This is a genomic window from Pradoshia sp. Z3_51, assembly GCF_058215915.1.
The window spans coordinates 450,615-472,163 of record NZ_JBZAJC010000003.1; the positions used below are offsets into that span (position 1 = coordinate 450,615).

Below are 21,549 nucleotides of genomic sequence, written 5' to 3' on the forward strand. Positions count from 1 at the left end.
TACATAGCGAAACCTTCTAAAAATAGGAGGTTTTTTTAGTTTTTTAAATAAATTCACAGAGACCCCGAAAAACGATATGGTAAGATATAGGTCATTTCTATGTAACAGCAATGATATAATAGAGGTCATAAAGACTGGGGGAAAGCATATGGGGATGACAGGAATATTTATAATAGGGGCAATTATTATAGTCCTAATAATAGGGGTTACTGCACTTGTCACAACAAAAGCATACGAATACAAGCACACTATTGATCCATTAGATCAAAATCCGCATTTGAGTGGTAAAGAAGAGGTTCGCACATCTGAACCACATGAATAAGCGCAAAAAAGAATCCCCAGATAAAAAGGGGATTCGACTTTGTTTATGCAAATACTTGTTTTAAATCTTCTTTGCTTTGTGTCAGCCAAAATCTCATCAACTTTTTTGCACCTTCAAGGTCATGAAGCTTGGCTTGACCGCATTGTTTTTCGTTAGCCGCAGGAATATCAGTTATCTCAACAGCTTCTTTCATGGTTTTATCAAGCACATCTATGATTTCTTCAACAGTTGGCTCACCGCTGACCACCAAATAAAATCCAGTTTGGCATCCCATGGGTGAAATATCAATGATATCAAAGTGAGAATAACCCTCAGAATATTTCCTGATATTAAACGCCAACAGATGCTCTAAAGTGTGAATCGCATCTGGCTTCATGGCCTGTTTATTTGGCTGGCAGAAACGAATATCAAATTTGTTAACAACTCCATCGCTTCCTACTTTATGAACACCACAATGACGAACATACGGGGCCTTAACAGCATTATGGTCCAAATCAAAACTTTCAACAGATGGCATTATAAAACCTCCTTTTAAACTTATTACTAATTTTACCTTTTCTCCATCAATATTTCATCTCTAAAGTTTGAAGTTTGCCCTTTCAGGCATTATGATATGGTTGTATCTAAACATTCTAATTAAGGAAGTTCATATTATGAAAAAAATATTACTAAAACTAGTCCGTTTTTATCAAGTGGCCATTTCACCTATGAAGCCGCCAAGTTGTAGATTTTATCCAACATGTTCTCAATATGGCCTTGAAGCAATTGAGCGTTTCGGACCAGTAAAGGGGACCTGGCTAACCATAAAACGAATCTCTAAATGCCATCCACTGCATGCCGGCGGGTTTGATCCTGTACCTGAAAAACAAGAAAAAAAAGACTCTTGATTTACAAGAAAAAGCCGTGTATCATACTAGATATGCAAATCGTAATCTTTTCGATTTATATTTTTGCTTAACAAATCGTAATGAATACGATTAACAGGAGGATACTACATTGAAAAAAATATCATTTATATTCGCACTCATACTTGGTGCATCTATTTTTCTTTCCGGATGCAACAGCGATAATAGCACGGCTGATACTAAAAATGAAAACCAGCTTTCTATTTATACAACTGTTTATCCATTACAGTATATGGCTGAGCAAATAGGTGGTGAACATGTAAATGTATCTTCTATCTATCCGGCAGGTGTAGATGAACATACATTTGAACCAACACAAAAGGATATTATCAATATCGCAGAGTCTGATTTATTTTATTACGTTGGATACAATTTAGAAGGCTTTGTAAATAACGTGACCAAAACATTGGGAAACGAAAATGTGGAAATGATAGCTATTGGTGAAAAAGTAAATCTTGATACTCATGGACATGAAGAGCACGAACATGAAGATCATGAGCACGAAGACGACGGCCATAATCATGGTACAGTCGATCCGCACTTATGGATAGATCCACTATATGCAAAAGAAATGGCTGAACATATTAAAGACACACTGATTGAGAAAATGCCTGAACAAAAAAGTGCCTTCGAGGAAAATTACGAAACACTGGCTAAAAAGTTCGATGAGTTAAATACAGAATATACAAAGGTATTCAGCGAAGCACCTCATGATGAATTCCTTGTTTCTCATGCTGCGTTTGGATACTGGGAAGAACGTTATGATGTAGATCAAATAAGCGTCTCCGGTATATCTACATCCGAAGAGCCTACTCAAAAATCACTTGAGAAGTTAGTGGATACTGCCAAGGAACATCAACTTAAATATATTTTAGTTGAACAGAATATAAATAGTAAATTAACGGATATTATTAAAAAAGAGGCTAATTTGACTGCATTGCCTATTCATAATCTATCTATCCTGACTCAGGATGATATTGATTCAGAACGCGATTATTTTTCAATCGCGAAGGATAATTTAGACTCACTGCAAAAAGCTTTAAATGATTAATCACGTAAAAGCCCGAATTCTTTTGGATTCGGGCTTTTTTCTTCCTGTATTTACTTTACATATAAGAGGTGAAAAGAAGCATTCTAACAAAAGAAAGGAGAGATTTTTATGCCAAATGGTGTTAAATGCTCTGTGAATTCCTGCCACTTTTGGAAACAAGGGAATAAATGTGCAGCAGAAAAAATTCAAGTAAATATGTATTCAGAGGAACGTGCTTATAAAAGTGGCGATACTGGATGCAAAACCTTTCGCCCAGCTGACTTTTTATAAACGAAAGGCTGTCATAAATGGATATCAATCACATACTCCGAAATTTTAACGAGGATTTACAAAATTCCAATTCCTTAACATTTCCTATATGCGTGGACTCTTTTACGAATTATTGGAGTACCGAATTCGGATCCCTTGATGAATTACCGAAGGAAGTAGACCGGCTTATAGCTAAACGGGGATTGGAATTAGGTTTACTGGAAGAAGAAATAAATCAATAAAGAAAAGCGCCCTGTGACCCAGGCGCTTTTCCCTTAGTAACTTTTCTTTACTAATTCGACAACTTCTTTTTCTGCCACATTTGTTATTGCGGTTATAACTGATAATGGGAGTCCGCGACGCAACAAGATCTCAGCAATCAAGTATTGTTTTTTCGAACGAGCCATTTCTTCCCCGCCTTCTTATGTCTTTTTTTCCATTATACAGGATTTGATAGCCGAATTGAATAAGTCCAACACCCAATATTCAGAATTAACTAAAAAAATTAATTAACTCTCTTCTCACTATTTTGTTTGAAGCATTACGGGGTAACTCCTTACCCATCACTACTTTTTTAGGAATTTTATATCGCGCCAGCCTGGATTCACAAAATTCGATGATCTCTGTCTGTTGTAAATGGCTCGCTGGATGGGGGACTATTACGGCTGCTGGAACGGCTCCCCATTCATCATCGCTAAGACCAATGACTCCCGCTTCTTTTACGAAAGGATGCTCCATCAAAACGGATTCTATTTCAGCCGGATAAATGTTTTCTCCACCAGAAATAATTAAATCAGAGCGTCTATCAATGACAAACAAATACCCTTCCTCGTCGATATAACCGATATCACCTGTATAAAACCAGCCATCCTGGAAAGATTCCGGTGCCCTTCCATGAAGATACCCCGGAGTTACATTTGGGCCTTTTACTGCAATCTCTCCCGGTACACCAACTGCAGCAATCCTTCCATCCACAATAATTTTTATCTCACATGGCAATAATGGCTTACCGGCAGAGCCCAGTTTTCGCGTTGCATCTTCAGGAGCCAGCGTGACGATTTGAGAGCATGTTTCTGTCATACCATATGTTTGAAAGACAGGTGTGTTTTTATCCGTAGCCTTTTTCAACAACGCCATAGGTGCTGAGCCGCCCCCTAACAGCATACAGCGAAATTCCTCAGGGTATGTCCTTTCTCCTAAATCTTCAAGCATTCTTGTCAAAGTATTCGTCACAACCGAGCAAATCGTAATCTTCTCTTTCCAAATAGCTTCATTTGCTTGTACAGGGTCGAATCCTCTTTGCAAAACAGTCTCTATCCCATAAATGACTGATCTTAAAAGGATAGATAAACCACTTATATGGAATAGCGGCATAAAGCAAAGCCATTTATCATCATCGCGCAACCCTAAATTTAGAGCAGACCCAATCGCACTCCAATAATGGTTTCCCATCGTTTGCTGAACGGCCTTAGGCTTACCAGTCGTACCTGATGTGTACATAATAGTTGCCGTTTGATTAAACGATAAGTTCTTCTTTTCTTCAAATGACTTTGCCTTAGCCTTCTCTAATTGTTCCAGCCTTAGCACGGAAATATCCAGTAACATTTCGTTTTCTGATATGAGAAAATCAGCCTGAGCATCTTCTAATTGCCACTCTTTTTCCCGATCTGTTAAACGAGTATTCAATAGGACAATTTTGGCGCCAATCAGGAGAAGAGCATGTATCGTAAAGACCATCTCCGGCCGATTCTTCATGTTAATTCCAATTACATGACCTTCCGCAACACCCAACTCCGTCAATTTTTGAGCGTATAAATGGGCCATTTCATATAACTCTCTAAACGTCCACTTCTCTCCCTCAAATGAAAGAGCCGTACGCTCCGGAGTCACATACGCCCGTTGAATCAAAAACTGCGGAACAACCGTATCATGCATCAACATCTTTTCAACCTTCCCTCTGAACTCCTTCATGATCTCTCTGACCATCAAAGCGTTTTTAAGTACAAATACAAATTAACCTCTATCACTCTAACTGATACTTACATGTACATAAAAACAGCCTGACGGTAGGCGTCAAGCTGTTTTTCGTTCTCCATTAAGGGAATCGTGGGAATTGGTCAAAGTCTGGATTGCGCTTTTCTTTAAAAGCATCGCGGCCTTCTTTGGCTTCATCTGTTGTATAATAAAGCAATGTTGCATCGCCTGCCAACTGCTGAAGTCCAGCCAGTCCATCTGTATCCGCATTGAAAGCTGCTTTTAGGAAACGAAGGGCAGTTGGGCTCTTTTCAAGCATTTCCTCGCACCATTGCACCGTTTCTTTTTCAAGTTGCTCCAATGGAACTACTTTGTTTACCAAGCCCATATCAAGTGCTTCCTGCGCATCATATTGACGGCACAAGAACCAAATTTCTTTTGCTTTCTTATGGCCTACGATTCGAGCTAAATATCCTGCACCATAACCTGCATCAAAGCTTCCAACCTTAGGACCGGTTTGGCCAAAACGTGCATTTTCAGCAGCAATTGTTAAATCACATACAACATGCAGTACGTGACCTCCGCCAATAGCATAGCCTGCTACCATTGCCACAACAGGTTTTGGAATAACACGGATCAAGCGTTGAAGATCAAGAACATTCAGACGAGGAATTTCGTCTTCACCCACATATCCGCCATGACCGCGAACCTTTTGGTCACCGCCAGAACAGAATGCCATGTCACCTGCGCCTGTTAAAATAATAGCACCTATTTCTTTATCATCCCTGGCACGGGAAAAAGCATCAATCAATTCCATTACTGTTTTTGGACGAAATGCATTGCGTACCTCTGGACGGTTGATGGTAATTTTAGCAATACCGTTATATCTTTCATATAAAATATCTTCATATGTACGAATGGTTACCCAATCAAAAGCCATTTCTAATTCCTCCCTCTAATAAACTCACTTACTATTCTACCAAATATTTTGGGTTCTTCCACGTGTATTGCATGGCCAGTGTCATTTATTGTTTCAAATTGGCATCTATTAAGGCAATTCTGCATTTTTAAGGCCAATTGAACGAACTTTTTATCCAATGCTCCCGCGAGCAATAAAACGGGAAAATCCAACTCCTTTAATTCACTCCAAAATGAGGGCTGTGAGCCTGTACCCATTCCCATTAAACTATTTTGCAAGCCAATACTGGTATGGGATACTCTCTCCTGCCTAATTTCTGCTTTCTTGCCATTCGACAGTCTTTCTTGTGAAGCAAATAACGGAATCTTCTCCCAATCATCTACAAAACTATCTATCCCATATTCTCTGATACGTTCTGCCAATTGTGCATCACTATGTGCCCTCGACAGTCGTTCGCCTTCATGTTCCAGGCCTGGTGATGAGCTTTCTAAAATGAGAGTCCGAACAAATTCAGGATATAAAACAGCAAACCCCAATGCCAGTCTCCCTCCCATCGAATAACCAAGAATATGTGCACTTTGGATATTTAAAGCGATTAAAATGTCCTTAATATCTTTAGCAGCCTTTTGCATTTCATATCTATCAGGATCAATAGGCGCTTCTGTCAGACCATGCCCTAATAGATCCAGACTGATAAACTGAAAACAATGTTTGTAATCCTGAATAAATGTATTCCACGTATTCATGGAACCCGTAAATCCATGCAAAAGAAGTACAGGCTGTCCTACTCCTTGCAATTGCACGTGATACTTTACTCCATTAATGGATAACATGAGTTTATTCGCCATCATTCATCATTCTTATTTCCCGGGAAACATGCTGAACGACTTCCCTGTATCTTTTCACATCATAGGAACGACTTGTACAAACTTCAACAATACAGAAATCCGGATTGGCTACCCAGTCCTGAATGGAATCAGTCACTTCTTCCCAAGTTTCCGGATTTTTATAGTTTGCTCCATACAAAGCAGCTGTATGATTAAAGTGTAAGCCATGAGGCGTACCAAAAAGCTCTTCAAAATGTTTTTCTTCAGCAGACTGAGGCAGGTAAGAAAAGATTCCACCGCCATCATTATTCACAACCAAAACCAGAAGCTTTAATTGATACATTTTAGCTGCCAGGAAACCATTCATATCATGAAATAAGCTGAGGTCTCCAAGTGCCAGTACAGTTGGTATTTCAGAGGAAGCGCTGATTCCTGCAGCAGTTGAGATAAGGCCATCTATCCCGTTAGCTCCCCTGTTTGCCAATATCCTAATCTGCTTAGTTGTTTGAAAGAAAAATGAATCTACGTTTCGAATAGGCATGCTATTGCCAACTACTAAGTTAGCTTTTTCCGGAAGTAAACTTTCCAATAGAGAAAATAATTTACCTTCCTGCATCCCTGTTTCATCCTGTATAGTCAGCAGCCCTTCTTTCGCCACTTCATTCATTCCTTGCCAAAGAGAAAGCCAATCTCTTCTTTCTGTATTTGCATGTACAGTAAGATTTTCTCTAACCGAGTGACAGAAAGCGGCCTCATCACAATAAACCATATGGGTACTTACTCCCGCTGGCTCTCTCCAGCCGCTGCCCCCATCTACTACAATATGATTTGTCTGTTTACACTTTTTCACAAATTGCAATACTGGTTTAGAAACTGGCATTGCACCAAACCGAATAATTAAATCTGGTGTAATTTTCCCGTGTATTGCTTCTTCCTTCAGAAAAGTATCATAGGTTTCAATTACGTGCTGATTTCCACCTGCCCTTAATTGCGATAAAGGATCAGCAAGAATCGGATATCCCGTTGCTTCAGCGAAATTCAAAACAGCTTCCTTAAAATCAGGTTGGTCAATAGGACCGCAAATAATAATCCCTTTTTCGCTTTCCTTAATTAAACGAAGATATGTATTCAACTGAGAATCAGCCAGCTTACGGTGTCCATGTGCAATATCGATACACGCATTTGAATGGTCCGTTCTACGAATCCACTTTTCCATTTCGCTTAAGATTGGAATGAGTGGCTCTCGTAAAGGGAAATTAACATGAACAGGTCCGGCAGGCTCCAGAATTGTATTACTGATGGCTCTGCTTGCTACAGTGCGTGCATACTGGAGCATCATTTCTCCGGAATCAGGCAGAGACATTTCTACAAACCATTTCACATGCTTCCCATAAAGGTTTATTTGGTCGATGGCCTGTGGTGCTCCAACATCTCGTAATTCATGCGGACGGTCAGCAGTAAGAACAATTAATGGCACTCTTGAATAATAGGCCTCTACGATAGCAGGAAAGTAGTTTGCAGCCGCTGTACCTGATGTACATAACAAAGCGACAGGCTTTCTCTTTTCCTTAGCCATCCCAAGCGCAAAAAAGGCGGCCGATCTTTCATCGATATTAATATGAACATTCATATCCGGATGTTCAGCCATACAATAGGCGATTGGTGTAGATCTGGATCCCGGACTAATGACAACATCATTCACTTCCGCTCGGGCTAGTTCATCTACAAAGGATGCTATAAAAGCAGTTAGCTCTTCTTGGTGATTCATATATTCCTTCCCTCCAAAGCAGAAAGCATGGGTTTAAATTTCACTTTTGTCTCCATATATTCACTTTCGGGATTTGATTTTTCTACAATCCCACAGCCCGCATATAGAGATGCTTTATCCTTCTTTAATAAACCTGAGCGGATTCCTACAGAAAAGTCACCGTTTCCGTATATATCCATCCACCCTATTGGAGCAGCATAAAATCCTCTATCCATACCTTCATATTTTTCTATTTTCTCCATAGCAATATTTCTTGGCGAACCTCCCAAAGCAGGTGTTGGATGAAGCAATTCCACAAAGTCCAAAACAGAAGTGCCGGGCAGACTCACACAATTTACCGGTGTATAAAGATGCTGTATATTTTTTAGCTTCATTAATACGGGAGCATCAGGAATATTAATCTCGATGCAATGCTCTTCCATCGCCTCTTTAATCATATTGACCACAAACTGATGCTCGGATCGATTTTTATCATCATTTAATAATTCATTTCCTAGGGCTGAATCAATTTCTTCATCTTCATTTCTTGGCGTTGACCCTGCCAAACATGCAGAAAATACAGCCGGCCCCTCTTTTTTAATCAGCCTTTCCGGAGAAGCACCTATAAAACAATCATCCCCTGATTCAAGCCCAAAAATAAAGCTTCCGTTTTGCTGAATCATTAAATTCTCAAGTACTTTATAAGATGGAACTTCATCTTCAAATTGCAAACTTAATTCACGGGCCAGGACGATTTTCTCCATCTGTCCGTTTCGGATATCCTCGACAGATTTTAGTATAGCCTGTTTCCACTCTTCCACAATATGTTCTTGCCGTTCTATGATAGCTGGCATTTCTTTTTGGCCAGAATCAGACATAGACAAAAAAGCATCTCTATCTTCGATAAATTGGCGTACCTCTTTATCTGACATATGAGGAGTCAAATATATAGAGGAAGTTAAGTATGAACCATGATTTGTTTCTGTAATTAAAAACTTAGGTATATAAAATAAATAACTGCCAAATTGGCTCCAATTGGAACCCGGCTCTGTATTTTTAGAGTTAAAGGAAAAACCGCCAAAGCATAAAGGTCCTGTGCCTTTTCCAGAGTTAACCCCATTCACAATGGCTGACTCCATTAGGGCAGTCCATTTATCCTTAATATCTTTAAAACGTTTTTCTCCATTAGTAAGAGATTGTAGCTTACGTGCTGTTCCAATCCCGGCTAAATACAATTCATTATCCGGATCTTTCCAGTAAAATCGCTCACCTTTATATAAACACTCACTTGATTGATAGATATCGATCGGTTTCTTATTGGTAACGGCCTCAACATGACTGAATAAGATTGGCATAGCAATCCTTTTTACTGTATGTAAGGCTTCAGTCAATTCCTGTTGAATATCTGTCATTTGCTTTATTGCCATTCAAATCCCTCCGTTGCTCCTATTTCCAATAAACCTATTTAAAGATACACCTGTAGAAATTAAGCTGTCAATTTTTGTAGTTTCTTAATTTTCATTTTAAAGCTTATATTCTCATCATCATTTGATAGCGATTCCATTCCGCTTGCTCCCTGTATGGTATCTTCTATCCACAAGAATGCAGTTTATTCCAATAAACAAACCATCATACTTATTTTCCCTATTAATACGGATCCTTACTATTATAATATCTTTTTCTTAAAGCCTGAACCATTATGACTTTCTAACAGGTCTACTATAGAGGATAAATGTATTGACACTTACTATAACATTTACCTACACTGATTTAGTATAGTAATAATAGTGGGAATGATATGAGTTGTAGAACTCTTAAAATATTATATTTTATACTAATAGTTTAACATATTGATTTACCACTATTCGCTAGTAACTTATAACGTAAAGGGGATTAACAAAATGCAAGATCACTCGCATACTCCTGCGAAGACAGGATTACCCAGAAAAAGTTGGCGGGTTTGGTGGAAATTAACCAGGCCACACACATTAACAGCTGGTTTTACACCTGTGTTGGTTGGAACAGCGCTGGCTCATGAACATATACCTTCGCTGAATATCGGGTTATTTGTGGCTATGATGGCTGCCGCACTGCTTATCCAAATTGCCACGAACCTATTTAATGAATATTATGATTTCAAAAAGGGACTCGATAATGAGGAATCCATTGGGATTGGTGGCGGAATCGTACATGAGGGTTTATCACCAAAGTCGATTCTTACATTAGCACTCGTTCTGTATGGTATATCAGCACTGATAGGTGTTTATATATGCGCAAATAGCAGCTGGTGGTTGGTACTCATCGGATTATTATCAATGTCAATGGGATACTTATATACTGGTGGACCGCTCCCAATAGCCTATACCCCATTTGGCGAGATTACATCCGGTTTCTTTATGGGCTGCCTAATTATCTTGATTTCTTATTTTATTCAAACTGGAAATGTGACATTAGATGCATGGCTCGTAACTGTCCCATTCTTTTTGACTGTGGGTGCTATTTTGTTATCAAATAATATTCGCGACAGAGTCGGGGATAAAAAGGGCGGCCGAAAAACATTGGCAATCCTCATTGGCAAGAAAAATGCCATTATCGTACTGGCAGCCATGTTTGCTCTCTCCTATGTATGGGCATTCGTACTAGTGTTCTCAGGTATTACTTCTCCTTGGACATTACTTGTGCTATTGAGCATTCCAAAAGCGGTACAAGCCGTGAAAGGATTTGTTGGCAATGATACTCCACCGGAAATGATGCCTGCCATGAAAGCAACAGGCCAAACGAACACTTTCTATGGTCTTTTATTTGCATTTGGTATGTATATTGGATTCTTCTTCTAAATCTTTTAATAAGCCTCTTAGTAGAGGCTTATTTTTTTCTGCTCTAATCTTGCTATTTCTCTTAAATGTTTTTCTACTGTGTGATGGGGTAAATGTAACAATACAAGTTACTTATTACAGTTAAGGAAGTGGTAGCATGCTAAGTAAAAATCAACTTCAAGCTATAACAGATAGATTAAAAGAACAAAAAGAAGAATTTCAAAGCAAATTAAATACAAAAAGAAACAGCCGACTCGACCTAAGTGAACGTGAAGCATCCGGAGAACTATCATCCTATGATAATCATCCTGGCGATCTCGGTACAGAATTATTTGAGCGTGAAAAAGATGTGGCTCTGGAAATACATGAAGAAGAGCAATTGAATGAAATTGAAACAGCGTTGTCTGCAATAGAAGAAGGCACATACGGTGTATGTAAAGAGTGCGGAAAGGATATTCCATACGAAAGACTTGAGGCCATTCCATCCACTCTCTATTGTATCGAGCATTCAAAAAAACAGGAATTAAGCAATCACCGTCCAATTGAGGAAGATGTCATTCAGCCACCAAAGCCAGATTCCCTTCAAAGAACATATGATCATCGAATAGAAGACTACACAGACAGTTATCAAGAAGCCGCCCAATACGGAACCTCGGAAACTCCATCCGATATGGTTAGAGATGCAAAAGGATATGAAGATCTTTATCCAGATCAAACAGAGGATGAAGGTTTTGCAGATGAAGTTGAGTCATTCGTTGGTAATGGTCCAGACGGAGAACGTAAAGTATATCAAAGCGATGCAAAAACCGATTATGAAGAACGCCTGGAAGATGAAAACCTAGAGTCAAATTTAGGAGATATTCCTTACCGAAAAAGAGATAGTTATGTGGACAACAAGAACAAATAAGGCAGCCTATTGGCTGTCCTTTTTTCTTTGCTGCTATATATAACTATAACCTTTCAAGAAGTTCCAGTGAGCTGTTTTTCATTTGATAATTATCTAATTAATAGTTCATAACAGTTACATATGACAAAAAGTAGCTTCTACATATTCAAAACATTACACATGGTAAAAAGGCAACCTATATTCCTTTAATCAATGGAATATAGATTGCCTTTATCTATTTTACATAATTTATTTGTTTCTTTGATTTATAGGGTTTACGTTCCAGATGTCTGTTGCATATTCCTGAATTGTTCGGTCACTTGAGAAAAATCCTGAATTAGCAATATTTATTACACTTGATGAGTTCCATTTCTTTTTGTCTTGATAAGATGCCTCTACCTTTTCCTGTGTACTTGCATAGGAACCAAAATCCCTTAATACAAAATATTGATCATTTTCTAATAGCAGAGAATCATATATCATATCAAACATTCCAGATGTATTCGGGAAGAATCCATTAATTAATTGGTTTACAGCCTGATGAATTCTTCGATCAAGCATATAATATTCTGAGGAGTGATAACCTCCATGTGCGTTGTAATTCATAACTTCCTCTGACGATAATCCGAATGTAAAGATATGTTCTTCTCCGACTCTCTCAAAGATTTCTACATTAGCCCCATCCATTGTACCGATGGTCAAAGCACCATTCATCATAAATTTCATATTACCTGTTCCTGATGCTTCTTTACTTGCAGTCGAAATTTGTTCACTTAATTCAGCTGCAGGGAATATTTCTTCAGCCAGAGATACCCGATAATTTTCGAGAAATACGACCTTTATATAATCTTTTGTGTCCGGATCATTATTTACTTTATCCGCCACGGTGTTAATCAATTTAATAATTTTTTTGGCATAGTAGTATCCTGGGGATGCTTTAGCTCCAAATATAAAGGTACGCGGATATGGCTTGAAATTTGGCTCTTCCTTCATTCGATTGTATAAATACATAATGTGAAGAACATTTAGCAATTGGCGTTTATACGCGTGCAAACGTTTGACCTGGACATCAAAAATACTATCTGGATTAACGATTATACCATTTTGTTCTTTAATCCGCTTAGCCAGCTTTTTCTTATTGTCTGCTTTCACTTTCATTAGCTCTTCTAAAAAGGAAGAATCCGTACTAAACCGCTCCAATTCCTTCATATATACCGGATCAATTTGCCATTTATCGCCGATTGCTTGCGAAATTAAACGGGAAAGTCCTGGATTGGATTTCAATAACCATCTGCGATGAGTAATACCATTGGTTTTATTATTAAACTTTTCAGGAAAAACCTGATAGAAATTGTTCATTTCTCTCTTCTTGAGAATCTCAGTATGCAGATGGGCTACTCCGTTTATACTATGGCTGCCTGCAATAGCCAGATGGGCCATTTTAACCTGATCATGAGCAATGATAGCCATATCCTCTATTCTTTGCCACTCACCCGGATACAGCTCCCATAATTGCTGACAGAACCGCTCGTTAATCTCATTCACAATCATAAAGATCCTTGGCAATAATGGTTGGAATAAACGAATTGACCATTTTTCCAATGCCTCAGAAAGCGTCGTATGATTCGTATAAGATATCGTTTTCGTGGTTACTTCCCATGCTTCTTCCCATGACATTTTTTCTTCATCCAATAAGATCCTCATTAATTCCGGGATGGCCAGAACAGGGTGAGTATCATTTATATGTATTGATACGTATTCATGCAATTTGCTCATAGGAATATTCTTTTTGCGGTATGTCTTTAATATGGTATGCAAACTGGCTGAGACAAGGAAATACTGTTGTTTTAAACGCAGAATTTTCCCGCTGTCTTCTGTATCATCCGGATAAAGAAATTCTGATACCAATTCTGTATCACGCTTGTAACGCATAATATCGCGATGATAAGGAGCCGGGGCAGGCTCAGCATTCCACAATCTGAGTGTATTCACCGTTTCATTCTGATAGCCAACAACCGGTATGTCATAAGGTACAGCCATTATTGGCTCTGTATCAATATGACGGAAACCTAAACGGCCATCAGAATCTGTATAGGATTGTACTTCTCCCCAAAAAGGTACCATTACTGCCTGATCGGCTTTTCGAACCTCCCATACATGTCCATTTTGAAGCCATTGCTCTGGATATTCAACTTGTACGCCATCAATGATTTTTTGCTCAAATAAACCATATTTATAGCGAATACCACATCCATGACCAGGCAATTCCAAAGAAGCAATGGAATCCATGAAACAAGCAGCTAATCGGCCTAACCCACCATTACCGAGCGCAGAATCCGGCTCAAGTGTTTCCAGCTCCGAAAAGCTAATCCCTAAATCCTCAAGCCCGTCTTCCACTACTTTTTGTATGCCAAGATTTAAGACATTACTCCCCATAATTCTACCGAGTAAAAATTCAATTGATAAATAGTAGACCTGCTTTGTCTTCGTTTCTCTATATAATTGATTGGTTTTAATCCAATTCTTACTTATATATTCACGAATCATAATTCCTAAAGTATGATATTGCTCCTGCGGAGTCGATTCTGAAAATGTTTTTCCATAAGACATTTCAAGCTTAGATATAAAGGCTTCCTTAAACAGTTCTTTATTATCAAACATCTAAATCAGATCCTCTCAGTCAAGTCTTTATACAAAACCTCATACTCTGCTGCTGAACGTGCCCAGCTATAATCCTTCTTCATCGAGTTCTTAACAATCTTTTTCCACTCAGATGGATTATGATAAAAAGATAATGCCCGACGTATTGTATAAAGCATGTCATGAGCATTAAAGTTAGTAAATGAAAAACCATTGCCCTCGCCAGTAAATTCATTATATGGCTGTATAGTATCTCGCAGACCACCTGTTTCCCTAACAATCGGCAATGTACCATATCTCATTGCTATTAATTGGCTTAATCCGCAAGGTTCAAATTTAGAAGGCATAAGGAACAAATCAGCTCCAGCATATATTTGATGGGCTAAATCTTCATTAAAACCAATATGAACCCTTAATTTATCCTGATACCATTGGGACGTATAACCAAAGAAATGCTCGAATTGCGGATCGCCTGTACCCAGCATGATCATTTGGATATCTTCCTGCAGAATCTCATGGAATACAGCTCTAACCAGATCAAAGCCTTTCTGAGAGGTTAAACGCGATACAACGGCAATCAGTGGCTTGCTATCATCTACCGGTAAATTGAAATACTCCTGGAGATAACGTTTATTCGCTTTTTTGCCTTTCAGAGAATTGACTGAAAACTCGCTGGCAATCGCAGCATCTTTTTTTGGATTATATAAGTCATTGTCAATTCCATTTAAAATCCCATATAAATCTGAGTCTCTTGCCTGAAGCAATCCATTCAGACGCTCACCGTAATAGTCAGTTTTAATCTCCTCTTTATAAGTAGGGCTGACAGTAGTTATTGCATCTGCATAAACCAGTGCTGATTTCATAAAGTTGACGTTCCCGTCAAATTCCAACTGGTTAAAGTAGTCATCATGAATCCCCAGTACATCATCAAGAAAACTTTTTCCATAAATGCCTTGGAATTGCAAATTATGAATTGTAAATATATTTTTGATGTTTGCTAATTTCGTATTCTGGTGCTGAGTTTTCAATAAGAATGGAATCATTCCCGTATGCCAATCATGTGTATGAATAACATCCGGTAAAAATGGAATATGATAAAGTGCTTCAACAGCCGCTTTACAGAAATAAGCAAAACGTTCACCATCGTCAAATTGCTCATAAAGTTTTGGTCTATGGAAATAATATTCATTATCCATAAAGTAATAAATGACACCATCATATTCAGCTTCAAAAATACCGCAATACTGTCTTCTCCAGCTTAACTGAACTTCAAATTCAGCAATTTTTTTCGCTGAATTAAAAAAATGAGTAGGTATCGTCCCATACTTAGGAAGCAACACTCTTACCTCATGACCTAACTTTTTTAATTCTTTAGGAAGAGAGCCGGCTACGTCAGCCAGCCCTCCAGATTTAGCAAAGGGTACACATTCAGATACTACAAATAATACATTCACGAGTTCATCAACGCTCCTTGTTTTACACCTTTTTGAATAACAATTGGTTGGAATGGAGACCCAATCAGAACTGTTCCATCAGCAATTTCTACATCCTTATCGAGGATTACATAATCGAGTTTGCAATTCTTACCGATTTTTGTTTTTTGCATGATAATGGAATTTTTAATGGAAGTACCTTCATCAATATTAACGGCCCTAAAGATGATACTGTGCTCTACTTCACCTTTTATGATAGAGCCGTTGGCAACCATTGATTGGCTTACATGAGACTTCTCACTATACTTGGATGGAGGCTCATCCTTAACTTTTGTATAGATAGGACATTCCTTCATGAATAACTGACTCCAATTTTCTTCTTTAAGAAGATCTATACTTGATTGAAAATAGGCATTAATAGAATTGATATTCGCCAGATAACCTTCATACTGATAAACACAGATAGCGAAGTCGGAATAATGATCTTCCACAACATCCTTTAAACATTTGTACCCAGTTTGTTTCCGCTCGTCAATTAATTTAACAAGCAGTTCTTTTTTAAGGATGAACATTTCAAGTGATTCTTTATCTTTTTTGATTTCCGTAATATCACATTTGTTTTGTATATGATATTTAAGAACAGCATTAAAATCGATATTGCAAACGGTTTGACTGTTAGCAACAATCACATACTCCTGTTTACTTCTTTCAAGATAGGTCATATGATAAGCAAAGTGATCAAACGCATGAACCTCACCAGATACATCTTCTGTATGAGGCACCGGGAGGAAGAATAGTCCATCTCTTTTTCTATTCAAATCCCAGTTCTTACCTGTTCCCAAATGGTCCATTAACGATCTGAAATGTGCTTGTGGATAAACAGCTACATTAGATATTCCCGAATTAACCATGCTTGAAAGAATAAAATCTATTAAACGGAAACGACCAGCTATTGGTAATGCTGCAACATTCCGACTTTTTGTTAAAATATCCAGTGATTCAAAACTATTCGTGGCATCTATAATACCTAATAGTGATTTACTCATATTTTCAACGCCTTTCACTATATCAAGATAATTTTATAACATTTTCTTCTGTTAACAGTTCAGGATTAACCAATATAACATCTTCATCATCAATAGGTCTGATCACCTGGTTATCCGGTATAACAGCACCTGGAGGAATAATAGCCTTTTCAATATAGACATTCTTTCCGATAACGGCATCTGACATGATTACAGAATCTTTAACATGTGCGTCTTTGCCAATCTGTGCTCCATAGAAAACGACTGATTTTTCCACCTTACCTTCAACTATACATCCTTCGTTAATCAGTGATTCTTTAACCTCTGCTTTGTTAGATAGATATTGTGGTGGTCTGTTCGGATTAACTGAATAAATGCGCCATGAATAGTCATAAAGATTTAATTCACACTCTTCATCCAGTAAATCCATATTAGCTTCCCAATAACTTTTCAGTGTACCAACATCTTTCCAATATCCTTCAAATGGATAAGCATATACCTTTTTATCATCATTTAATAATAAAGGTATGATATCCTTACCAAAATCCCTTGTTGAATCTTCATTTTTAGCATCTTTTATCAAATAGTCTTTTAGAACTTTACGATTAAATATATAGATACCCATAGAGGCTAAATTATTTTTCGGATTTTTCGGTTTCTCTTCAAATTCCATTACAGAATAATCTTCTCTGGTGTTCATGATTCCAAATCTGCTTGCTTCATCCCAAGGAACAGGAATAACAGAGATAGTCGCATCTGCTCCTCTTTCCTCATGGAAGCTCAACATTTTATCATAATCCATTTTGTAAATGTGATCTCCTGAGAGAACAATCACATAATCCGGATCATATTGATCGATATAGTTTAAGTTTTGGTAAACCGCACTTGCTGTACCCGTATACCATCTCATTTCCTTTGAAGCAGAATACGGAGGTAATACAGTTACTCCGCCATCTTTTAAATCGAGATCCCAGGCACTTCCGTTAGAAAGATAGGAATTAAGCAATAACGGCTGGTATTGCGTTAATACCCCTACCGTATCTATTCCAGAGTTCGTACAGTTACTTAATGTAAAATCTATAATTCTATATTTACCGCCAAATGGGACTGCCGGTTTTGCAACATCAGCTGTCAAAGCCTCAAGCCTTGTTCCTTGTCCTCCTGCCAGTAGCATTGCGACTATTTTTTTCTTTGCCATTTTTATTTAACTCCTTCCGTTTTTTAATGGGACGCAGTACAGTAATTCCAAATGGAGGTACCTTAATCTTTACGTGATATGGTCTCCCATGAAAAGAACCTTCTTCTGCGATGATTTTCTTTTTATTAACATGATCGCTTCCACCATATTGGACAGCATCACTATTTATGACCTCTTTGTACTCCTGTTTATCAGGTACTCCAACTTTATATTCTTCATAAGATATATTTTTGAAATTACACAGTACTATCAATGGATTTCCTTCTCGATCACGACGAATAAATGAGAATATGGACTGATCGGTGTTATGAACATCAATCCACTCAAATCCTTCAGGATAATCATCTAACTCATATAACGGCTTTGACCGTTTGTAAAACTTTAGTAAGTCTGCAAAGAAATGATTTAATGTTTGATGAGAATCATAATTTAGTAGATGCCAATCAACCTGTTCTTTATCCTTCCATTCTGAGAACATCCCCAGCTCTCCACCCATAAATAATAATTTTTTCCCCGGGTGGGTTGTCATAAATCCCATGAGTAATTTCAACTGAGAAAATTTTTCTTCGTAGCTTCCTGGCATTTTATCAAGAAGAGATTTTTTACCGTGGACCACTTCATCATGTGACAAAGGTAAAATAAACCGTTCCGTATAAGCATACATTAAGGAGAATGTTACTTTATTATGAAGATCCTTTCGAGAACACGGATCTGATTCCATGTACTCTAAAATATCGTTCATCCAACCCATATTCCACTTATATGTAAATCCTAAACCTCCCTCACTAGCTGGCTTAGTTACGTTAGGCCAATCAGTTGAGTCTTCAGCCATCATAAGAACTGTAGGATCGGATTCTTTTACAACTTGGTTAAGTTTCTGTAAAAAATCTATAGCATGTGGATTAACGTCACCACTATATGTATTGGGCCAATAAATGATATTTGCGACAGCATCCACTCTAAATCCATCTATGTGAAAATACTTCATCCAATATCTTGCGTTGGATATTAAAAAACTATGAACTTCTGGTTTGCCCAAGTCAAAATTTGCTGTTCCCCATACTGGATTCTCTCTGTGTTTGAGATCAGAGTATTCATAAACAGGTGATCCATCAAACATAAATAAACCATGAGCATCTTTACAATAGTGACCAGGTACCCAATCAAGCAATACACCTATGTTATGCTGATGACATTGATCGATAAAATATTTCAAGTCTTCAGGCCTGCCATATCGGCTTGTTGGTGAATAATAACCTGTACTCTGATAGCCCCATGATCCGTCAAACGGATGTTCAGTTAGTGGCATTAGCTCAATATGTGTAAAGCCCTGTTCAACTACATAGGGGATGAGTTCATCAGCCAGGTCACGGTATGTATAAAATTCCTCAATCTTGCATTCATCGCTCGGTATAGACACTTGGCCTTCCTGGATATGTTTTCTCCATGTTCCTGCATGAATTTCATAAATAAACATGGGGTTCTCATCTTGTTGTTTCTTTGTTTTTTTCTTAAGCCAAGACGCATCATTCCATTTATATGAATCATCTATAGGATATACGACAGATGCCGTATGAGGCCTTATTTCTGAATAGAAGGCATACGGATCACTCTTTAGAGCTATGGCTCCAGATGCTGCTTCAATTTCATATTTGTATATATGTCCGTCCAGGTTTTTATCTACCAGAAGCGTCCAAATACCCTGTTCAGAAACTCTTTTTAATTCATAACCGTTACCATTCCAATTATTAAAAGAACCCACCAAGCGTATCTGACGGGCGTTTGGTGCATATACTGTAAACCTTGTATGTATATCATCATTTACCTTTATCAAATGGGAACCGAACAGTTTATATGCATCATAAAGAGAGCCTTCATGAAACAAATGGACCTGATAGTCTGTTGGGATAGCATTAGGCATATTATCACCCTTTCTAGAATTTTCTCAATATACTAATTAAACTACTTATTCTGTAACTAAATCAAATGCAAAAATTGTTAATTTAGCTCTCAAAAGCTCTTTTTCACTACTTTTTGGAATTAGTAAGATAAATTAACAGGCATCAGTATAATATATCCAAAATATAGTGTATAGAAACTTAAATACTATTATTTTTATGTTAAATACTTCATTATATTGAGAAAAGTATCAATGAAGTGGTCTAACCATTCAAGAACGAGTTAATTAATTAAAATGTTTACTTAATAAAGTTGTGTAAGAAAATATTAAATTATTTGTTTATTATAGTATTTATCTATAGTAAACAAAATATTCTCATAATTCAAGACCAAAAAGGGAACTTAGATACTTTGGCATATAATATATCTTTCAACATAGAACTTTAGGAAATACAATCGAGGAAAGGATGATTGTGTTGAGTTAATTCTTCTGAGGGCTTCTTTATAATCGATTGAGGATTTAAGAATTAGTATATTCTCTATAGGAGAACATTATCCGTGAAATTTTTTAAATACAAACCTTTACAATTACTTTCCATTGTCTCACGGATCTACTGATTAAAGCAAGACTTAAATAAATGATACCCTCTCAGAAAACTATAAGAAGATGTCTATGCGAGCTTCAATTGCTTATTTATGTTGATATATGGATCATATGAAGGTTTATCGTGAGGCATATTTAATAGCAGAATTTAATACTTAATTTAGGTGGAGTGGAGGTTCGAACAGTAAAATTAGTATAGGGCAAAATGAGAAGGGCTTATAGCAATATTTTCCCAATTCCCAAATAGGAAAACAATTCAAGAATTGACTCACACATCTATTCAAATTACAGGTAGAAGTAGATTTTCAATTTGGTTGATATAATCCTTACTAAAGAAATCATAAAATTTTACTTGGTATTCCTCTTAAAAGTACTTGATGATCAGTTCGGCTTTATTCTCGTTCTATTTTAGACTTTAACCGTTATTAGAATTTTACCTTTGCCTTCTTATAAGGCGTTTAGGAGACAATGTATTGACGGACTGAGCTCTTTTGGCAGTTATGTTTTAATAATTAAGATTTCATTTATTTAAATAATATATAAAAAAACCATGTACATCATGTACATGGTTTTTATGACCCCTACGGGATTCGAACCCGTGTTACCGCCGTGAAAGGGCGGTGTCTTAACCGCTTGACCAAGGGGCCAAATGGCTCCGCAGGTAGGATTCGAACCTACGACCGCTCGGTTAACAGCCGAGTGCTCTACCACTGAGCTACTGCGGAATAATAGTATGGGCGACTCAAACTATCGACCTGATACTTATCAGGCGTGTGCTCTAACCAGCTTAGCTATAGGCCCATTATAATATTTTTGGAGCGGGTGAAGGGAATCGAACCCTCATCATCAGCTTGGAAGGCTGAGGTTTTACCACTAAACTACACCCGCATCTATGGGATGGCTGATGAAAATCGAACCCAGGAATGTCGGAACCACAATCCGATGGGTTAACCGACTTCGCCACAATCGCCATATTAATTGGCAGGGGCAGTAGGAATTGAACCCACACTGGAGGTTTTGGAGACCTCTGTTCTACCTTTAAACTATGCCCCTA

At 37.7% G+C, this 21,549-nt stretch carries 19 protein-coding genes and 4 tRNA genes; 7 read left to right on the forward strand and 16 right to left on the reverse strand.

Features of this window, described 5'->3' with window-relative positions; genetic code table 11:
- Window positions 1-148: 148 nt before the first annotated feature.
- Window positions 149-322 carry a YtzI protein gene (ytzI, locus tag AC4BHA_RS09295; RefSeq protein ID WP_139063879.1) on the forward strand — a complete coding sequence of 58 codons (174 nt, stop codon included), beginning with the start codon at window positions 149-151 and terminating at the stop codon, window positions 320-322.
- Window positions 323-365: 43 nt separating this feature from the next.
- Here ytzI and AC4BHA_RS09300 read toward each other — a convergent pair whose 3' ends face one another.
- Complete coding sequence (locus AC4BHA_RS09300) at window positions 366-839, reverse strand: S-ribosylhomocysteine lyase (RefSeq protein ID WP_066109199.1); 474 nt, start codon at window positions 837-839, stop codon at window positions 366-368.
- A 136-nt stretch (window positions 840-975) separates the two neighbouring features.
- On the opposite strand from AC4BHA_RS09300, the gene yidD reads away from it, so the two are divergent.
- The 4 genes from yidD (at window position 976) to AC4BHA_RS09320 (ending at window position 2,769) form a co-directional block, all read left to right on the forward strand.
- Window positions 976-1,209 carry a membrane protein insertion efficiency factor YidD gene (gene yidD / locus AC4BHA_RS09305; RefSeq protein WP_066109201.1) on the forward strand — a complete coding sequence of 78 codons (234 nt, stop codon included), beginning with the start codon at window positions 976-978 and terminating at the stop codon, window positions 1,207-1,209.
- 109 nt (window positions 1,210-1,318) lie between these two features.
- A complete protein-coding gene (locus AC4BHA_RS09310) occupies window positions 1,319-2,278 on the forward strand; it encodes a metal ABC transporter solute-binding protein, Zn/Mn family (protein WP_066109202.1) in 960 nt (319 codons plus the stop codon).
- A gap of 108 nt (window positions 2,279-2,386) precedes the next feature.
- On the forward strand, window positions 2,387-2,548 hold the full coding sequence (locus AC4BHA_RS09315) for a DUF1540 domain-containing protein (protein ID WP_077248189.1): 162 nt from the start codon (window positions 2,387-2,389) through the stop codon (window positions 2,546-2,548).
- A 17-nt stretch (window positions 2,549-2,565) separates the two neighbouring features.
- On the forward strand, window positions 2,566-2,769 hold the full coding sequence (locus AC4BHA_RS09320) for a hypothetical protein (RefSeq protein ID WP_490558473.1): 204 nt from the start codon (window positions 2,566-2,568) through the stop codon (window positions 2,767-2,769).
- Window positions 2,770-2,802: 33 nt separating this feature from the next.
- Here AC4BHA_RS09320 and AC4BHA_RS09325 read toward each other — a convergent pair whose 3' ends face one another.
- The 6 genes from AC4BHA_RS09325 to AC4BHA_RS09350 form a co-directional block, all read right to left on the reverse strand.
- Window positions 2,803-2,934: a hypothetical protein gene (locus AC4BHA_RS09325; protein ID WP_257469186.1), complete on the reverse strand. Its 132-nt coding sequence runs from the start codon at window positions 2,932-2,934 to the stop codon at window positions 2,803-2,805.
- An 85-nt stretch (window positions 2,935-3,019) separates the two neighbouring features.
- Window positions 3,020-4,462: an o-succinylbenzoate--CoA ligase gene (locus AC4BHA_RS09330; RefSeq protein WP_066109274.1), complete on the reverse strand. Its 1,443-nt coding sequence runs from the start codon at window positions 4,460-4,462 to the stop codon at window positions 3,020-3,022.
- Window positions 4,463-4,622: 160 nt separating this feature from the next.
- Window positions 4,623-5,441 carry a 1,4-dihydroxy-2-naphthoyl-CoA synthase gene (gene menB / locus AC4BHA_RS09335; RefSeq protein WP_066109208.1) on the reverse strand — a complete coding sequence of 273 codons (819 nt, stop codon included), beginning with the start codon at window positions 5,439-5,441 and terminating at the stop codon, window positions 4,623-4,625.
- 2 nt (window positions 5,442-5,443) lie between these two features.
- On the reverse strand, window positions 5,444-6,253 hold the full coding sequence (gene menH, locus AC4BHA_RS09340; protein ID WP_139892836.1) for a 2-succinyl-6-hydroxy-2,4-cyclohexadiene-1-carboxylate synthase: 810 nt from the start codon (window positions 6,251-6,253) through the stop codon (window positions 5,444-5,446).
- Between the two features lie 4 nt (window positions 6,254-6,257).
- Window positions 6,258-8,015: a 2-succinyl-5-enolpyruvyl-6-hydroxy-3-cyclohexene-1-carboxylic-acid synthase gene (gene menD / locus AC4BHA_RS09345; RefSeq protein WP_066109215.1), complete on the reverse strand. Its 1,758-nt coding sequence runs from the start codon at window positions 8,013-8,015 to the stop codon at window positions 6,258-6,260.
- Window positions 8,012-9,421, reverse strand: coding sequence for an isochorismate synthase (locus AC4BHA_RS09350; RefSeq protein ID WP_066109218.1), 1,410 nt, complete (start codon window positions 9,419-9,421; stop codon window positions 8,012-8,014). Before AC4BHA_RS09350 ends, menD begins: the two co-directional genes overlap by 4 nt.
- 474 nt (window positions 9,422-9,895) lie before the next feature.
- Here AC4BHA_RS09350 and AC4BHA_RS09355 point away from each other — a divergent pair, with 474 nt between their 5' ends.
- Window positions 9,896-10,831: a 1,4-dihydroxy-2-naphthoate polyprenyltransferase gene (locus AC4BHA_RS09355; RefSeq protein WP_066109220.1), complete on the forward strand. Its 936-nt coding sequence runs from the start codon at window positions 9,896-9,898 to the stop codon at window positions 10,829-10,831.
- A 136-nt stretch (window positions 10,832-10,967) separates the two neighbouring features.
- Window positions 10,968-11,717, forward strand: a complete 750-nt coding sequence (locus AC4BHA_RS09360; RefSeq protein WP_066109223.1) for a TraR/DksA C4-type zinc finger protein — start codon at window positions 10,968-10,970, stop codon at window positions 11,715-11,717.
- A gap of 228 nt (window positions 11,718-11,945) precedes the next feature.
- Here AC4BHA_RS09360 and AC4BHA_RS09365 read toward each other — a convergent pair whose 3' ends face one another.
- The 9 genes from AC4BHA_RS09365 to AC4BHA_RS09405 all read right to left on the reverse strand — a co-directional run bounded on the left by AC4BHA_RS09365 (window position 11,946) and on the right by AC4BHA_RS09405 (window position 21,548).
- Entirely contained in the window at window positions 11,946-14,357 is a 2,412-nt protein-coding gene (locus tag AC4BHA_RS09365) for a glycogen/starch/alpha-glucan phosphorylase (protein ID WP_490558474.1), read from the reverse strand.
- A gap of 5 nt (window positions 14,358-14,362) precedes the next feature.
- Window positions 14,363-15,790, reverse strand: coding sequence for a glycogen synthase GlgA (glgA, locus tag AC4BHA_RS09370; RefSeq protein ID WP_490558475.1), 1,428 nt, complete (start codon window positions 15,788-15,790; stop codon window positions 14,363-14,365).
- The gene (locus AC4BHA_RS09375) at window positions 15,787-16,815 is read right to left on the reverse strand and encodes a GlgC family sugar phosphate nucleotidyltransferase (RefSeq protein WP_066109229.1); all 1,029 of its coding nucleotides are present in this window, start codon (window positions 16,813-16,815) and stop codon (window positions 15,787-15,789) included. Before AC4BHA_RS09375 ends, glgA begins: the two co-directional genes overlap by 4 nt.
- Before the next feature lie 22 nt (window positions 16,816-16,837).
- Window positions 16,838-17,992: a glucose-1-phosphate adenylyltransferase gene (locus AC4BHA_RS09380; protein ID WP_066109232.1), complete on the reverse strand. Its 1,155-nt coding sequence runs from the start codon at window positions 17,990-17,992 to the stop codon at window positions 16,838-16,840.
- Window positions 17,934-19,913, reverse strand: a complete 1,980-nt coding sequence (glgB, locus tag AC4BHA_RS09385; RefSeq protein WP_066109235.1) for a 1,4-alpha-glucan branching protein GlgB — start codon at window positions 19,911-19,913, stop codon at window positions 17,934-17,936. Before glgB ends, AC4BHA_RS09380 begins: the two co-directional genes overlap by 59 nt.
- A 1,157-nt stretch (window positions 19,914-21,070) precedes the next feature.
- Window positions 21,071-21,142: transfer RNA gene (locus AC4BHA_RS09390), tRNA-Glu, on the reverse strand.
- Between the two features lie 3 nt (window positions 21,143-21,145).
- Window positions 21,146-21,220, reverse strand: a tRNA-Asn gene (locus tag AC4BHA_RS09395).
- Window positions 21,221-21,309: 89 nt separating this feature from the next.
- A tRNA-Gly gene (locus AC4BHA_RS09400) sits at window positions 21,310-21,383 on the reverse strand.
- 91 nt (window positions 21,384-21,474) lie between these two features.
- Window positions 21,475-21,548: transfer RNA gene (locus AC4BHA_RS09405), tRNA-Trp, on the reverse strand.
- Between the last annotated feature and the right edge of the window lies 1 nt (window position 21,549).

Excerpts from the sequence above, each read along its gene's own strand:
- ytzI (WP_139063879.1), top strand. The coding sequence starts at position 149 with ATGGGGATGACAGGAATATTTATAATAGGGGCAATTATTATAGTCCTA.
- AC4BHA_RS09300 (WP_066109199.1), bottom strand. The coding sequence starts at position 839 with ATGCCATCTGTTGAAAGTTTTGATTTGGACCATAATGCTGTTAAGGCC.
- yidD (WP_066109201.1), top strand. The coding sequence starts at position 976 with ATGAAAAAAATATTACTAAAACTAGTCCGTTTTTATCAAGTGGCCATT.
- AC4BHA_RS09315 (WP_077248189.1), top strand. The coding sequence starts at position 2,387 with ATGCCAAATGGTGTTAAATGCTCTGTGAATTCCTGCCACTTTTGGAAA.
- AC4BHA_RS09320 (WP_490558473.1), top strand. The coding sequence starts at position 2,566 with ATGGATATCAATCACATACTCCGAAATTTTAACGAGGATTTACAAAAT.
- AC4BHA_RS09325 (WP_257469186.1), bottom strand. The coding sequence starts at position 2,934 with ATGGCTCGTTCGAAAAAACAATACTTGATTGCTGAGATCTTGTTGCGT.
- AC4BHA_RS09330 (WP_066109274.1), bottom strand. The coding sequence starts at position 4,462 with ATGCATGATACGGTTGTTCCGCAGTTTTTGATTCAACGGGCGTATGTG.
- menB (WP_066109208.1), bottom strand. The coding sequence starts at position 5,441 with ATGGCTTTTGATTGGGTAACCATTCGTACATATGAAGATATTTTATAT.
- menH (WP_139892836.1), bottom strand. The coding sequence starts at position 6,253 with ATGTTATCCATTAATGGAGTAAAGTATCACGTGCAATTGCAAGGAGTA.
- menD (WP_066109215.1), bottom strand. The coding sequence starts at position 8,015 with ATGAATCACCAAGAAGAGCTAACTGCTTTTATAGCATCCTTTGTAGAT.
- AC4BHA_RS09350 (WP_066109218.1), bottom strand. The coding sequence starts at position 9,421 with ATGGCAATAAAGCAAATGACAGATATTCAACAGGAATTGACTGAAGCC.
- AC4BHA_RS09355 (WP_066109220.1), top strand. The coding sequence starts at position 9,896 with ATGCAAGATCACTCGCATACTCCTGCGAAGACAGGATTACCCAGAAAA.
- AC4BHA_RS09360 (WP_066109223.1), top strand. The coding sequence starts at position 10,968 with ATGCTAAGTAAAAATCAACTTCAAGCTATAACAGATAGATTAAAAGAA.
- AC4BHA_RS09365 (WP_490558474.1), bottom strand. The coding sequence starts at position 14,357 with ATGTTTGATAATAAAGAACTGTTTAAGGAAGCCTTTATATCTAAGCTT.
- AC4BHA_RS09375 (WP_066109229.1), bottom strand. The coding sequence starts at position 16,815 with ATGAGTAAATCACTATTAGGTATTATAGATGCCACGAATAGTTTTGAA.
- AC4BHA_RS09380 (WP_066109232.1), bottom strand. The coding sequence starts at position 17,992 with ATGGCAAAGAAAAAAATAGTCGCAATGCTACTGGCAGGAGGACAAGGA.
- glgB (WP_066109235.1), bottom strand. The coding sequence starts at position 19,913 with ATGCCTAATGCTATCCCAACAGACTATCAGGTCCATTTGTTTCATGAA.